General features: G+C 34.8%; 13 protein-coding genes. 6 read left to right on the top strand and 7 right to left on the bottom strand.

Features of this window, described 5'->3' with window-relative positions:
* Positions 1–3: 3 nt before the first annotated feature.
* Together ACM39_RS07430 and ACM39_RS07425 are read right to left on the bottom strand one after the other, a co-directional pair.
* Positions 4–567 (bottom strand): TlpA family protein disulfide reductase, encoded by a 564-nt coding sequence (locus tag ACM39_RS07430; RefSeq protein WP_048510410.1) that lies wholly within the window; start codon positions 565–567, stop codon positions 4–6.
* A gap of 1 nt (position 568) precedes the next feature.
* Complete coding sequence (locus ACM39_RS07425) at positions 569–1,036, bottom strand: nucleoside triphosphate pyrophosphohydrolase family protein (RefSeq protein ID WP_048510409.1); 468 nt, start codon at positions 1,034–1,036, stop codon at positions 569–571.
* Between the two features lie 92 nt (positions 1,037–1,128).
* On the opposite strand from ACM39_RS07425, the gene ACM39_RS19200 reads away from it, so the two are divergent.
* Positions 1,129–1,299, top strand: coding sequence for a hypothetical protein (locus tag ACM39_RS19200; RefSeq protein ID WP_165585108.1), 171 nt, complete (start codon positions 1,129–1,131; stop codon positions 1,297–1,299).
* Between the two features lie 24 nt (positions 1,300–1,323).
* On the opposite strand, the gene ACM39_RS07420 is transcribed toward ACM39_RS19200, so the two are convergent.
* The 3 genes from ACM39_RS07420 to ACM39_RS07410 form a co-directional block, all read right to left on the bottom strand.
* Positions 1,324–4,254 (bottom strand): reprolysin-like metallopeptidase, encoded by a 2,931-nt coding sequence (locus tag ACM39_RS07420; protein WP_048510408.1) that lies wholly within the window; start codon positions 4,252–4,254, stop codon positions 1,324–1,326.
* Positions 4,255–4,459: 205 nt separating this feature from the next.
* Positions 4,460–4,957: a DinB family protein gene (locus ACM39_RS07415; protein WP_048510407.1), complete on the bottom strand. Its 498-nt coding sequence runs from the start codon at positions 4,955–4,957 to the stop codon at positions 4,460–4,462.
* Positions 4,958–4,977: 20 nt separating this feature from the next.
* Positions 4,978–6,117 (bottom strand): acyl-CoA dehydrogenase family protein, encoded by a 1,140-nt coding sequence (locus ACM39_RS07410; protein WP_048510406.1) that lies wholly within the window; start codon positions 6,115–6,117, stop codon positions 4,978–4,980.
* A 194-nt stretch (positions 6,118–6,311) separates the two neighbouring features.
* Here ACM39_RS07410 and ACM39_RS07405 point away from each other — a divergent pair, with 194 nt between their 5' ends.
* The 5 genes from ACM39_RS07405 (at position 6,312) to purF (ending at position 11,990) form a co-directional block, all read left to right on the top strand.
* Positions 6,312–8,177 carry an endonuclease gene (locus ACM39_RS07405; protein WP_048510405.1) on the top strand — a complete coding sequence of 622 codons (1,866 nt, stop codon included), beginning with the start codon at positions 6,312–6,314 and terminating at the stop codon, positions 8,175–8,177.
* A gap of 150 nt (positions 8,178–8,327) precedes the next feature.
* Positions 8,328–8,933 (top strand): SatD family protein, encoded by a 606-nt coding sequence (locus ACM39_RS07400; protein WP_048510404.1) that lies wholly within the window; start codon positions 8,328–8,330, stop codon positions 8,931–8,933.
* A gap of 2 nt (positions 8,934–8,935) precedes the next feature.
* Entirely contained in the window at positions 8,936–9,631 is a 696-nt protein-coding gene (locus ACM39_RS07395) for a DUF3307 domain-containing protein (protein ID WP_048510403.1), read from the top strand.
* A gap of 36 nt (positions 9,632–9,667) precedes the next feature.
* Positions 9,668–10,387 (top strand): phosphoribosylaminoimidazolesuccinocarboxamide synthase, encoded by a 720-nt coding sequence (gene purC, locus ACM39_RS07390; RefSeq protein WP_048510402.1) that lies wholly within the window; start codon positions 9,668–9,670, stop codon positions 10,385–10,387.
* Between the two features lie 103 nt (positions 10,388–10,490).
* Positions 10,491–11,990: an amidophosphoribosyltransferase gene (gene purF, locus ACM39_RS07385; RefSeq protein ID WP_048510401.1), complete on the top strand. Its 1,500-nt coding sequence runs from the start codon at positions 10,491–10,493 to the stop codon at positions 11,988–11,990.
* A gap of 81 nt (positions 11,991–12,071) precedes the next feature.
* On the opposite strand, the gene ACM39_RS07380 is transcribed toward purF, so the two are convergent.
* Positions 12,072–12,803, bottom strand: a complete 732-nt coding sequence (locus ACM39_RS07380) for a porin family protein (RefSeq protein ID WP_048510400.1) — start codon at positions 12,801–12,803, stop codon at positions 12,072–12,074.
* A gap of 385 nt (positions 12,804–13,188) precedes the next feature.
* Positions 13,189–13,743 carry a porin family protein gene (locus tag ACM39_RS07375; protein WP_048510399.1) on the bottom strand — a complete coding sequence of 185 codons (555 nt, stop codon included), beginning with the start codon at positions 13,741–13,743 and terminating at the stop codon, positions 13,189–13,191.
* Positions 13,744–13,923: the final 180 nt, after the last annotated feature.

Below are 13,923 nucleotides of genomic sequence, written 5' to 3'. Positions count from 1 at the left end.
TTATTATTTGAATATTTCTTTAAGTACTGACGAATCATCTTTTTTCAGGATTTCTACTAAATCCCTTTCAATATATCCTGAAGTTGGCATTTCTATAATTCTTCCTAATTCTTTACCATATTTTTCAACAATAATAGTAGGAACCTTCTGAATATTATAACGGCTTTCTTCGCCTGCAGGAGACTCTTTTTTGCGGTTTACAGCAATGATTGTAAGCTTGTTTTCGGGATATTTCAATTCTTCCAGAATTTTCATCAGTCTGGGAAAATCCCTGTGACTGTCTTCACACCAGGTGCCCATGAAAACGATGATATTGTAAGTGTTGATTTTTTCTTTTTTCAGTTCTCCAATCGCTTTTTGATCTATGGCATATTCGTCATGCTCTTTTACATACCAATCTGCATACGGAGCCTTTAAAAATTGATCTTTTAATTGGTTTCCCAATAGCATTTTACCATCTTTAGTAGTTTCCACTTCACGATTTACCACTACTTTTTGAGCACTAAACTGTTGAGATACCAAGAATAGAGCTGAAACGGCAACAATATTTGTAATAAATTTTTTCATATTATTTTTCGATAATTTTCTTTAAATCAGCAGGAGAGTAGTACTTGTTTTTTAAGACTTTATGATCTGCCTGTCTGTAAACATTATACTTTTCACCTGATTTTTCATAAAAAGATTCTACCTCTTTAGCTTTATAAAATTCAACAGTTTCCTGTGCCTGCTTTTCATCATTACAAGCTTTAGACATATTAGAACGCTGAACTTCGTTGAATAGCTCTACAAATTTGTTGCCAAGTCCGAATTCCAAAACAGCACCGCTCAAAACATACTGTAAATCACAAAGTGCATCCGCGATTTCTACGATATCATTATCTGCAATTGCCTGTTTTAATTCGTTTAATTCTTCCTGCAAAAGCTCAACTCTCAGATTACACCTTTCTGGTGAAGGAATCTGTGGCGTATCTAGAACAGGGGCTTTAAAAGTTGTGTGGAATTCTGCTACCTGGTTCAGACTATCAATTTTATCCATGAATATTTTTTATTTAAGGCAAATATAAAATTTTTAGAAGTTAGAAGCTAGAAATTAGAGGTTAGAATTTTTGTTATTTATTGAAAAAACACATGAAGTTAATTTTAGATATTAATCATAATTTTATGGTAAAAGTAATTCATATGGTTTTATCATTCTCAAGAAGAAAGAATCTATTTCATTTCGTTTTGAATGACAAAAAGCTGTTTAAAGAAAAACTAATTTTTAATAAAAAAAGACTGCCCGTTTCCAGACAGCCTTAGCATAGTTTAATTTAAAAATGGTTATTAATTTTTAATGAATCTCTTTGTAACCTCTCCAATCTGAATAAGGTAAGCTCCTTTTGTAAGGTTGCTTACATTTACAGCTCCTCTTTCAAGTTTTCCTGAGTTGATTAGTTTTCCACCCATTTCGAAGATTTTATAATCTTCTGACGTTGTATTTGAAATATTTAAAATATTTTGTACAGGGTTTGGATATAATTTAATATCTGTAATTAAATCTTTTGTATTTACTAAATCTCCTTTTCCTGATGAAACAATATTTAATGTATAATCTTCAACTTGCCCATAAGTATATGATCCGCAAGATGACGTAGGAACAGAGTTGTACTGCATCATAACTCTCATTCTGGTATTACCTACAGTTGCAGTGGACGGAATTGTAATTGAGCCTGTTACCGGACTCGTTGTAGAACCGGCTTTAGACCAGGCTAATTCACCACTGTCTGTAAAATCTCCATCGCCATTGTAATCGATATAGACTGCATACGCTTCATTATATTTAGTTGACGTCCAAACAGGAGTTATAGAAATTGTATAAGAACTTCCTTTTGTTACGTTTGTAGAAACCGACGTAAAGTTTTCATATCCCGCAGTTCCTGTAGAAGTATTATTAATAGTTCCGAATTTCACATTTCCGATTCTTTCGTCTGCCGTATTTGAAGCTGAAGCTGAACAATAAGAAACAGTGCTTCCTGCAAGGGTTGTAACACTTACCGTATTACTTGAAGGTGAAACGTTTCCTGCTGCATCTTTTGCTTTAACTGAGAAACTATAAGTAGTTGATGGAGTCAAACTTGTCACAGTATAAGACGTTGAAGCCGTAGAGCCGATTAATGAAGATCCCTGATATACATCATAACCCGTAACAGCTACATTATCTGTTGCACCGGACCAAGAGAGGTTTGTACTTGTAGAAGTTGTGCCGGAAGCTGCAAGAGTAGGAGCTGTAGGAGCAATAGTATCTGAAGTTCCTGAACCCGCATTTACTGTGATGTTTGCATTATTTACATCAAAGAAGATGTGATTTGAACCTTTCACCATAATTCTTCCGGTAGTAGTAGAAACATTCGGAATTGTCACAGCCTGGGTTCCGTCATTCGGAGTTCCGGCTAATAGAGTAGTCCAGGTATTTCCGCTGTCTGTGGACCAAAGAATATCTACATTTGCAGCATTTACACCATTTGCCGTAGTTCCTGCTACATTCCAGGTAACCGTTTGAGAACTTCCGCCTGTGTATGTTGTTGCTGAATTCTGAGAGCTAACACTGAAAGGCCCTGCAGTTCCGTTTACTGTGATTACAGTATCATCAGAATTGTTCCCTGAACCTCCGGCTCTATTGTCACGAACCGTAAATCTAAAATTATAAGTTCTTGCTACGTTTGAAAGTGCTTCAACAGTGATTTCGGAACCCGCCGTTGTTGTCGCACCTGTTAACACCGAAGCCATTCTTGGGAAATATCTCACCGGAGAAGCAGTTGGTGTCCAAGATCTGAAAGTGGGTCCTGATGCTTTTGTAGCACTTGCCGCAGAGCTGGCTCCTGTCTGAGAAGAAGAAGCATTGTCCATTTGCTCCCAGATGTACGTTAAAGAATCGCCGTTTGCATCAGTTCCGGTACCTGTTAATACAAATGGTGTTCCTTTCGGAATGGTATAATCTAAACCTGCATTCGCTGTTGGAATTGAATTTCCTGTGCTTGTACTTACAGGGCAGGTTTTGGCTTTAATATTATTGGTAATCTGCTGAATACTGATTGCGTGGAAGAATGCATCTGAATGTGGCTGAATATCCTGGCTTGTAATTCCCGCATACCCCATGATTGTAGATCCGGAACCAGGTTCCATATTTGCTCCCGTCCCTTCATTACTCATTGAGAATGTATGGTTTCCGCCGAATTGATGTCCCATCTCATGAGCTACATAATCAATATCAAAATTATCACCCGAAGGAATTGCATCAGCAGGAGAGGTATAACCACTACCTTTTGAACCATTTGTACAGACGCATCCGATACAACCTGCATTTCCGCCTCCTCCCGAAGCCCCGAATAAATGCCCGATGTCATAATTTGCTTCACCAATCACTGAAGTTAATGTACTTTGAAGTTGAGAATTCCAGCTGCTCATTCCTGAAGCCGCAGAATAAGGATCGGTGGAGGCATTGGTATAAATCACAGCATCATTATTTGAAATCAATACCATTCTCGCTGCAAAATCTTTTTCAAATACTCCGTTTACACGAGTCATGGTATTGTTCATTGCTGCTAAAGCATTGGCTTTTGTTCCACCGAAATATGCAGTATATTCCCCTGTACAAGATAATGCAAGTCTGAAGGTTCTTAATTTAGCATCATCAGCGTTTGGTCTTGCTGTAAGATTTGTACCTGAAACTCCTTTTTGAGCAACATCAATTACGGTACATTCAAACTTGTTTAAATCATCTTTTTTGTCAGATTTTTTGTAAACCACGTACGTTGATAAATCTTTAGTATAAGGTTCAATAAAAACGGCAGATTTGTCCCCATAAATTTCCATTGATGACAAACCCAGTGGAGAAACGCTGAAATACACTGTTGCATTTGAATCGTCCAATCCTTCACCTACATAAGATTTGATGTCCGGAAATTTTGCAGCAAGCTGAGGATCAAAATTTGAATTTTCTCTTACTTTGAAATTTTCCATTTTTCCTTCAGAATTTGGGAAGGAAATAATGATCTCTGATTTTTCTCCTGCGGCAAGTCTTTTCGGAGCTCTTGCCAAGGCATTTTTTAATCCATTAATATCCAAACTGTAAATTTTTGGATTATTAATATTCGTTTTGTTTTCAAGAATTTCCGAAGATGCTTTTTTAACTCCTTCAGACCAAAGACGATCAGTTTGAGCGAAAGAAACTCCTGTGATAAGAAGCATTCCGATCATTGATAATTGTTTTTTCATATAAATAAATATTTGATTATGGTATATCAAAGCTAATAAAAAATTTATAACGAAAAAGAAAATTTTTTAAGAAAATTTTTGATTATCTATTCAATATATTATGCCATACATTGATTATAATTAAAATATCATTTTCTCAAAAAAAGAAAATAGCACCCGTAAAACACGAGTGCTATTCACTTATTGATGATATAATTCTAACTTTCTAAAACTTATCGTCGGCAGTCGGTCCGTACAATCCCGGAACTTTATTTCCTGTAGATCTTAAATAAACAACCAACTCACCTCTGTGATGATACAAATGATTATACAAAAAACCTCTGATTACCTGAATTTTCTGAGTAGGAGGAAAAATTATATTTCCGTGCATCTCCATTTTCCATTCATTAAAATAGGCACTTTCATCTGAATTTTCTAAAACCCGCTGGGCTTTAGCAACATTTTCTTCAAATTTGGCAACAATATTTTCCGCTTTAGAGATATTCCCTTTATCATATTGATATGTTCCCATATCAAAGATATCCTGATTAAAGGTAGATTCATACCAATTATAAATTTCCGCAATATGGGAAGCTAATTGTGCAGTTGTCCAGTTTTTTTCAGATGGTCTCCAATCTAAGGCACTGTCAGGAATTGCTTTTAAAATTTTTCTGGTGTTTTCTGCTTCATGCAAAAATTCACCCAGAAGGGCTTTTTTAATCATTTATATGTTTTTAACTCAATCTATTTTGTGATATCTCTACCGATAACTAATCTTTGGATTTCAGAAGTTCCTTCACCGATGGTACACAGTTTAGAATCTCTGTAATATTTCTCAGCAGGAAAATCTTTTGTATAACCATACCCTCCAAAAATCTGAACGGCATTGTTCGCAATTCTTACACAAGCTTCAGAAGCATATAATTTTGCCATAGCTCCTTCTTTTGTCATTTTCTGTTTCGAATTCTTCAACGTTGAAGCTCTTTGAATCAATAACTCAGCAGCATCGATTTCCGTTGCCATATCTGCCAACATAAAGTTGATAGCCTGAAATTCTGAAATTGACTTTCCGAATTGCTGTCTTTCTTTAGCATATTTCAAAGCAGCCTTATAAGCTCCTCTTGCAGTACCTAAACTTAAAGCAGCGATAGAAATTCTGCCCCCATCCAAAATTTTCATAGCCTGTTTGAAACCTTCTCCAACTTCTCCTAAACGGTGAGAATCCGGAACACGAACGTTATCGAAAATCAATTCCGCAGTTTCAGAAGCTCTCATTCCTAGTTTATTTTCCTTTTTACCGGAAGCAAAACCGGGCATCCCTTTTTCCAAAACAAAAGCTGTAGAATTATTTTTGGCTCCAATTTCTCCTGTTCTTGTCATTACCACAGCAATATCTCCTGAAATAGCGTGAGTAATAAAGTTTTTAGCACCACTGATTATCCATTCATCACCATCTTTCACGGCAGTTGTAGACATACCTCCAGAATCTGAACCTGTATTGTGCTCAGTCAAACCCCAAGCTCCGATTACTTTACCTGAAGCTAACTGTGGAAGCCATTTATTTCTTTGTTCTTCGTTTCCAAATTCGTAGATATGATTGGTACAAAGTGAATTGTGTGCTGCAACAGAAAGACCAATTGATGGGTCAACCTGAGAAATCTCATCAAGAATCGTCACATACTCATGATAACCAAGACCAGAACCACCATATTGCTCAGGAATAACAATTCCCATGAAACCCATTTCCCCCAACTGGTGAAACAAATCTTTTGGAAACGTTTGACTTTCGTCCCACTCCATAATATTAGGTCTAATATTCTTTTCAGCAAATTCTCTTGCCGTTTCTGCTATCATTTTAATGTTGTCAATAGTCTCTGTATTCATATAAGATAAAATAGTTAATTCCCAAAGATAACCAAATTGACGGAATGCGAAAGAAATTTATTTCTGTTATAATAATTTATACTCAATACTTTAATTTTCAATTTTTTATATTTAAATATTTAATGATTTTTTAATAAATTTTTCTCAACTTTGAGTAGATTAATTTACTATTTTAGCCACCCAATTTTTAAAGAATGAAAAAATTTTTACTTCCAATAATTTTAATTTCATCATATATTTCCGCACAAATTCCTGCGGGTTATTACGATGGAACAACAGGTTTGACCGGTTACGCGCTGAAATCTAAACTTCATGAGATTGTCTCGGCGAAAAACATCAGCTGGCATTATGGAGATCTTACTAATTATTATAATCAAACAGATTTGGATAAATATTATGATCATGATGCCACCAATACGACTATATTATTAGATATTTATTCTGAAATTCCCACAGGCCCGGATGCTTACGAATATACAACCGCAAACATCATCGGAAGCGCCGCAACAGAGGGGTTAGGCTGGAATCGTGAACACATGATGCCTCAAAGTACATTTTATAGTAATTACCCTATGTACTCTGATTTATTTTATGTAGTCCCCACTGATGCAAAAATCAACCAGCTGAGAAGCAACTACCCTTATGGAATTGCCGGCTCAACCAATTTTTATACTTTTACCAACACTTCAAAAATCGGAAACAGCGCTATTCCGAACTGGGTTTATACAGGAAGAGTTTATGAACCTATTAATGAATTTAAAGGTGATGTTGCAAGAAGTTTATTATATTTCGCAGTAAGATTTGAGGGGAAATTAGGTACTTTTAATTATAACAACAGCACAAATCCTGCTTCTGATACCAATCCGTTAGACGGAACAGAAGAAAGAGCTTTTGAACCCGCATATATCGCAATGCTTCTTCAATGGCATCAGCAAGATCCTGTATCTCAAAGAGAAATTGACAGAAACAACTCAGTTTATGCTTTGCAGAAAAACAGAAATCCATTTATTGACAATCCGTCTTGGGTAAATGCAATTTGGGGGCAGGCTCCGGATGCTGTTGCTCCGCAGTCCCCAACAAACCTTACAATTACCCAAAACAGTGCTTATTTTACAACTTTAAGCTGGGCTCCAAGTTCAAGTACAGACGTAATAGGTTATAAAATTTATCAGAATGGGGCTTTAGTAGCTTCTACCAAAGGAAACTCAATAAGTATTGATCACCTTACACCTTCCACAACATATAATTTTACGGTCAAAGCCTACGACAACGGCTATTTGTATTCTCCGGACAGCAATACAGTTTCAACGACAACGTTAGCTTCCGATATTTATGCTAGAGATTTAATAATCACAAAATACTTAGAAGGAACTTCTAATAATAAAGGTTTAGAAATCACCAACAGAACAGGGCATCCTGTAAATTTGAATGATTACAGACTTTCAATTCAGCTTCCAAGCGGAAGTAATTATTATTTTCCTGCGCCTTATGAACTGGAAGGAACTGTTCAAAATAATGAAACTTTCGTAGTATTAAATCCCGGAGCAAATTTCTCTTGCTACACCATTGATCAGGCTAAATTTGTGACTGCTGCTCCACAAATGACTTTCTCAGGAAGCCAATACCTGGAATTGAGATATAAATCTTCCACAATAGATGCAATAGGTTCCACAGGGCAGTCAAACACATCAATATTATCTAATGTATCTTTATATAGAAAAGCAAATATCAGCCAGCCCACAGCAACATTCAATCTCAGCGAATGGGATTCCTACGCAAGTAATTACTGCCAAAATTTAGGAGTTCTCTCAGCCTCAGATGCTCTTTATACTAAAAATGAAGAATTTAAAATATATCCAAATCCTGTAAACGAAACCATTTTTGTAAACGGAAAAGTTGAAAATGTGAAAAATGCTCAGATTTTAGATTTCTCAGGAAAGGTTATTCAGATTGAAAATTTACCATTCAAAAACAAGAAAAATATTTCTGTACAAAACTTGACGCCAGGTTCATATTTATTAAAACTTGATGATAAAGCCTATCAGTTTATAAAAAAATAGAGCCCAATATAAGTTTTAGATTACTGTAAAGTACCCTAAAATCAGCCATTTACTATATAATCGACATAAGCAGATTCACTAATAATCAATATCTATAAGTGTTTCTGCTTATATCTTTTATTTATAAGTAATTATGCTTATATTTGCAAAATGATAGCGGTCATTACCGGTGATATTATAAATTCGCAACAGGCAGATACAGAAGTTTGGATTACCAAGCTTAAAAATCTTCTCGAAAATTGGGGAAGCGCACCTCAGACATGGGAAATTTACAGAGGGGACGAATTTCAGTTCAAATGTACTATAGACGATGTTTTTTGGCGTTTCTTAGCTATAAAATCTCTTATAAAAAGTCAGGAAAATTTAGATGTGAGAATTGCCATTGGCATTGGTGAGGAAAATTTTTCGTCTGAAAAAATCACAGAATCCAACGGTACAGCGTATGTAAATTCCGGAAGATTATTAAATGATCTTAAAAATGACGGACATACTGTTTCCATCAAAACATCCAACGCTTCTGTAGACAGAGATTTGAATATTTTACTCAAATGGTCTTCCAAAGATTTTGATAACTGGACAATGGCTACCTCCGAAATTATTCATGAAATGATTATGAATAAGGAAATCACACAGGAAGATTTAGCGAAGAAGTTTAACATTTCACAATCTTCCGTAAGCCAGAGATTGAAGCGCGCAAACTACGAGCTAATCGTAGAGACTAATCAGTATTTTAGAAAGAAAATTTCAGAATTGTAAGCATGATTTTCACTAAACTCATATTGGCACATTTATTTGGAGACTTTATTCTCCAGCCAAATTCTTGGGTTGCAGAGAAAGAAAGTAAAAAACTGAAGAGCAAATATCTGTATCTTCATGTTTTAATCCACACCATTTTAAGTTTTATTCTCCTTTGGGATCTGCAACTTTGGTGGATAGCTGTTTTAGTAGGAATCACACACTTTATGATTGATGCCGCGAAACTGAGTTTTCAAACTGTTAATAATAAAAAAAACTGGTTCTTTATAGATCAGCTTCTTCATATTTTGGTAATCGGGGGAGTTTCTTTTTATTTTAATGAATTTAATTTTGAGTTTTTTAAAAATCAGGATTTCTTAAAAATATTGGTAGCTGCATTGTTTTTAACAACACCTGCCTCTATTTTTATTAAAATATTATTGTCTTCATGGACTCCCGTTCCGGAAACTGTAAATAATATACAAAGCGAATCTTTATCAAGCGCCGGAAAATATATCGGTATTTTAGAGCGTTTGCTGGTTTTCACTTTCATTTTGGTGAATCACTGGGAAGGCGTAGGTTTTATGGTGGCTGCAAAATCTGTTTTCAGATTCAGCGATTTGGCTCAGGCAAAACAAAGAAAGCTAACCGAATATGTATTAATAGGTACACTTCTGAGTTTTGGCATGGCTGTTTTAACAGGAATTTTAATCAAGTAAAAATAATATAAATCTAACTAATAAGACATTTAGAAAATGGAAAAGAAAGAAATGTTGTACGAAGGTAAAGCAAAACAAGTATTTGCAACCGATAATCCTGATCAAGTAATAGTGCGTTTCAAAGATGACGCTACAGCATTTAATGCTCAAAAAAGAGGTTCTGTGGATTTGAAGGGCGAAATGAACAACGCTATCACCACTTTGATTTTTGAATATTTGAATGAAAAAGGGATTAAAACTCATTTCATAAAACAATTAAACGAAAGAGAACAATTAGTAAGAAAAGTATCTATCATTCCTTTGGAAATGGTCGTTAGAAACTATTCTGCAGGAAGTATGGCTCAGAGATTAGGAGTTGAAGAAGGTATCAAATCTCCGGTAACAATCTTCGATATCTGCTACAAAAAAGACGAATTGGGAGATCCTCTTATCAATGATCACCATGCTGTTTTCTTAGGTGCTGCCACCTATGAAGAACTTGATGAAATGTATGAACTGACATCAGATATCAATGAAATCTTAATCGATTTGTTTGACAAAATGAATATCATTCTTGTAGATTTCAAAATCGAATTAGGAAAAACTTCAGACGGTGAAATCATCCTGGCAGACGAAATTTCTCCTGATACTTGCAGACTTTGGGATAAAGATACTATGAAGAAACTGGATAAAGACAGATTCAGAAGAGATCTTGGAGAAGTAACTGAAGCTTACGTCGAGATCTACAACAGATTGAAAACTTTACTTGGCAAGTAAGATTTTAGATAAAATTAGGTGTAAAAATGGATTTAACATAATATTAAATTTTCCATCTAATTAAGATATCTATAAAAATAAAATCTAGATTAGAAAAAATAGAATGAAAAGTTTAGACATTCATAAAAGTGAATATTTAAAACAATTTGAAACTCAAACCTACGGAAGGAATCTTTTCAGAACACAGGAAGAAGAAAGGCTTGATGCTCCAAATGAGGAGTGCGGTATTTTCGGAATGTATTCTGATAATGATTTAGATACGTTTTCTCTTTCACAATTCGGACTTTTTGCGTTACAGCACAGAGGTCAGGAAGCGTGTGGTATTTCTGTTCTCAAGAATGGAAGAATTACCAATATGAAAGATGAAGGGTTGGTTTTGGATGTTTATAAAGAGATTCAGGATCCTGAAACTTTTATGGGAAATTCTGCAATCGGGCATACCCGTTATACGACTGCAGGAGATAAAAAGAAGTATAATTTCCAGCCATTTTTCGCGAAAAACGAATATGACCAAATTATTCTTTCTATAGCGCATAACGGTAACCTTACCAATGCAAGAGAATTGAAAGCAGAATTGGAAGCTGAAGGTGTAGTTTTCAGAGCGACTTCTGATTCTGAGGTGATTTTAAGATTAATCCAAAAAAATCTTGACCTGGGACTTCGTGGAGCTATTAAAGCAACCATGGAGAAAATTGAAGGAGCATATTCTGTTGTCGGAATGACAAGAAATAAATTTTTCGCATTCAGAGATTTTAACGGAATCAGACCTTTGGTTTTAGGAGCAATCAACGAAAATTCTTACGTTGTAGCTTCTGAATCTGTGGCTTTAGATGCTGTTGGAGCGCAGTATGTACGTGATATTTTACCGGGAGAAATCATTTATACAAATGAAAATGAACCGGGAAAATTAAATTCTTATATGGTAGATGAGCAAAAAGGAAAGCAAAGAATCTGCTCATTTGAATATATTTATTTTGCGAGACCTGACTCTACATTAGAAAACATCAACGTTTACGAAATCAGAGAAAAATCCGGAGAGAAAATCTGGGAACAAGCTCCTGTAGAAGCTGACTTGGTAATCGGAGTTCCGGATTCCGGAGTTCCTGCTGCGATTGGGTTTTCCAAGGCTTCAGGAATACCTTTCCGTCCGGTTTTGATTAAAAACAGATATATCGGAAGAAGCTTTATCGTACCTACTCAGGAAATGAGAGAGAGGGTAGTAAACTTAAAATTGAATCCTATTATTTCTGAAATCAAAGACAAGAGGGTAGTGATCATTGATGATTCTATTGTTCGCGGAACGACATCCAAAAGATTGGTAAAAATTCTGAAAGATGCAGGTGTAAAGGAAATTCACTTCAGAAGTGTTTCTCCACCAATTATTGCGCCCTGTTATTTAGGAATTGATACACCTTCAAAGGATGATTTGATTTCTGCAAATATGACAACTGAACAGCTTAGAGATTATTTAGGTGTTGATTCTTTAGAATTTTTAAGTACAGAGAACCTTAAAGAAATTTTAGGTTCTTCTAACCACTGTTTCGGGTGTTTTACAGAAGAATATCCTGTAGGAAAAGGGGAGGAATTGGAATTATTTAGTTAAAATATTCTAATTAAATAAAAAAACGAAAGGTCAGACTTAAAGTCTGACCTTTTCATTTGGAATTAAATTGGTTATGTTATATTAAAATTTGTAATTCAATCCTAATTGGAAAACTCTGTTTGTATTAATATTCTTATCTTGTTCTGCAACTCCTGAGTTGTTTGCAATATGGGTCAAACTATTTACATATCTTGCATTGATACCCAAATTAGGAGTAAAATAATACCCCAGACCAAGACCTAATCCTACATTAAATTTCTTTACATCATCTTTGTCAATACTGGTAGAATAAGATTCTGTTTTTGTGGCTGTACTACTTCCCGTAGTAGTTGTAGTAACAGTTTCTCCTTTGTTTTTTCCGTCTAAGAAATAACTGAATTCAGGACCAGCTTCAAAATAAAAATTCTGAGTTGGTTTAAACTGAACCATAAGAGGAACTGAAATATAATTCAGATAAGCCTTTGCATCTGACTTCGTTTTTACCGTTGTATCACCTGTTGTAACTTCAGAAGATGATACTACACTTTTTGCACCTAGCTGGTTATATAAAACTTCCGGCTGAACCGCAAATTTACTGGATAAAGGAATATTAACGAAAACACCCGCATTAAATCCTATCTTTTGATTTTTAGCACTTAGTTCTTGCTCACTAAATTGAGAAGCGTTTGCGCCCCCTTTGATACCAAATCTTACCGGTTCTTTTTCGTTGTTTTTTACAGTGGTAGTTGTTACTGTAGTTTTTGTTTCCTGAGTTTCCTGAGCAAAAGATAATGTACCAGCAACTATTGCTAGTCCTAGAAATAACTTCTTCATAATTTTATTTTTTTAATTTTACTTTTCTGTCTCATCATTAAATCAGACGTATGGTAATTTGCAAAATGCTTGCCAAAACGTTTAATCATTTGCAAAATGCTTTGTATAGGGCATTTCCAAAGTTTGAAAATCAACGATATTTGCCCTATATTTCCATAAAATGTGAAGTTATTATTGCTTTTCGCTTTAATTTTTTAGTTAAAATCACTTAAAATTTTATACTTTAAAAATTGACTTGAAAATTCCCGGAATATCTTAAGAACGTCTAAATACAAAAAAATCAGCATATTTTTTGAGCAGTATTAAACATATAATATTGATTACAAATCGAAAAGGCCAGGCTTAACTAAATAAACCTGGCCTCTTCTATTGAAATCAAAATTTGTTATTTGAATTTGTAAGCCAAACCAACTTGGAATACATTGTTTTTACCTTCCAATTGGAAGTTTCCAACTTTTTTAGCAACATCCGTTACACCTGCAATATATCTTGCTGTAACGCCAATGTTTTTAGTGATATAATATCCTGCTCCCAGACCAATACCAAAGTCAAACCCTTTAATATTATCAGAATCTACCGATGCTCCGTTTCCTTTAATTTTAGAATCAATCAAGAAGCTAAACTGAGGACCAGCTTCCAAATAAAGGTTTGGTAACGCATTATACTGGAACATTACAGGAACTGAAATATAGCTTAAATTTAGTTTATCATCACTAGAGTCATCAAATTTTGCGCCGGCACCGTTATATAAAACTTCCGGTTGGATACTGAACTCTTTAGCAACCGGAATGTTTGCAAATACACCTCCGTAGAATCCTGCTTTAGCCGTCATCTCATCATGTGAAATCGAAGAAACATTAAGACCGGCCTTCAAACCAAACGTTTGAGCAAATGTGAAAGAACCGGCAGCCAATGCTAAACCTAATAATAATTTTTTCATAGCTTTAAAATTTTAATATCTTTTATTTTTCTATTTCAACATTTTACGCAAAATACTTGCCAAAATGCAAATACTGATTAAAATCATATAAGTCCATCTTAAAAAGCAAGTCTGAATATTTTAAAAACCATATTAAAATAAAAAAGTCAGATTAAAAATAATCTGACTTTTTCTATTGAA

The organism is Chryseobacterium sp. FH2, assembly GCF_001045455.1.
Lineage (GTDB): Bacteria > Bacteroidota > Bacteroidia > Flavobacteriales > Weeksellaceae > Chryseobacterium.
This window is presented reverse-complemented; position numbering and strand designations above follow the sequence as displayed.

Coding starts and splice junctions, on each gene's coding strand:
- purC (WP_048510402.1), top strand. CDS start 9,668: ATGGAAAAGAAAGAAATGTTGTACGAAGGTAAAGCAAAACAAGTATTT.
- ACM39_RS07375 (WP_048510399.1), bottom strand. CDS start 13,743: ATGAAAAAATTATTATTAGGTTTAGCATTGGCTGCCGGTTCTTTCACA.
- ACM39_RS07405 (WP_048510405.1), top strand. CDS start 6,312: ATGAAAAAATTTTTACTTCCAATAATTTTAATTTCATCATATATTTCC.
- ACM39_RS07380 (WP_048510400.1), bottom strand. CDS start 12,803: ATGAAGAAGTTATTTCTAGGACTAGCAATAGTTGCTGGTACATTATCT.
- ACM39_RS07425 (WP_048510409.1), bottom strand. CDS start 1,036: ATGGATAAAATTGATAGTCTGAACCAGGTAGCAGAATTCCACACAACT.
- ACM39_RS07410 (WP_048510406.1), bottom strand. CDS start 6,117: ATGAATACAGAGACTATTGACAACATTAAAATGATAGCAGAAACGGCA.
- ACM39_RS19200 (WP_165585108.1), top strand. CDS start 1,129: ATGAAGTTAATTTTAGATATTAATCATAATTTTATGGTAAAAGTAATT.
- ACM39_RS07420 (WP_048510408.1), bottom strand. CDS start 4,254: ATGAAAAAACAATTATCAATGATCGGAATGCTTCTTATCACAGGAGTT.
- ACM39_RS07415 (WP_048510407.1), bottom strand. CDS start 4,957: ATGATTAAAAAAGCCCTTCTGGGTGAATTTTTGCATGAAGCAGAAAAC.
- ACM39_RS07430 (WP_048510410.1), bottom strand. CDS start 567: ATGAAAAAATTTATTACAAATATTGTTGCCGTTTCAGCTCTATTCTTG.
- purF (WP_048510401.1), top strand. CDS start 10,491: ATGAAAAGTTTAGACATTCATAAAAGTGAATATTTAAAACAATTTGAA.
- ACM39_RS07400 (WP_048510404.1), top strand. CDS start 8,328: ATGATAGCGGTCATTACCGGTGATATTATAAATTCGCAACAGGCAGAT.
- ACM39_RS07395 (WP_048510403.1), top strand. CDS start 8,936: ATGATTTTCACTAAACTCATATTGGCACATTTATTTGGAGACTTTATT.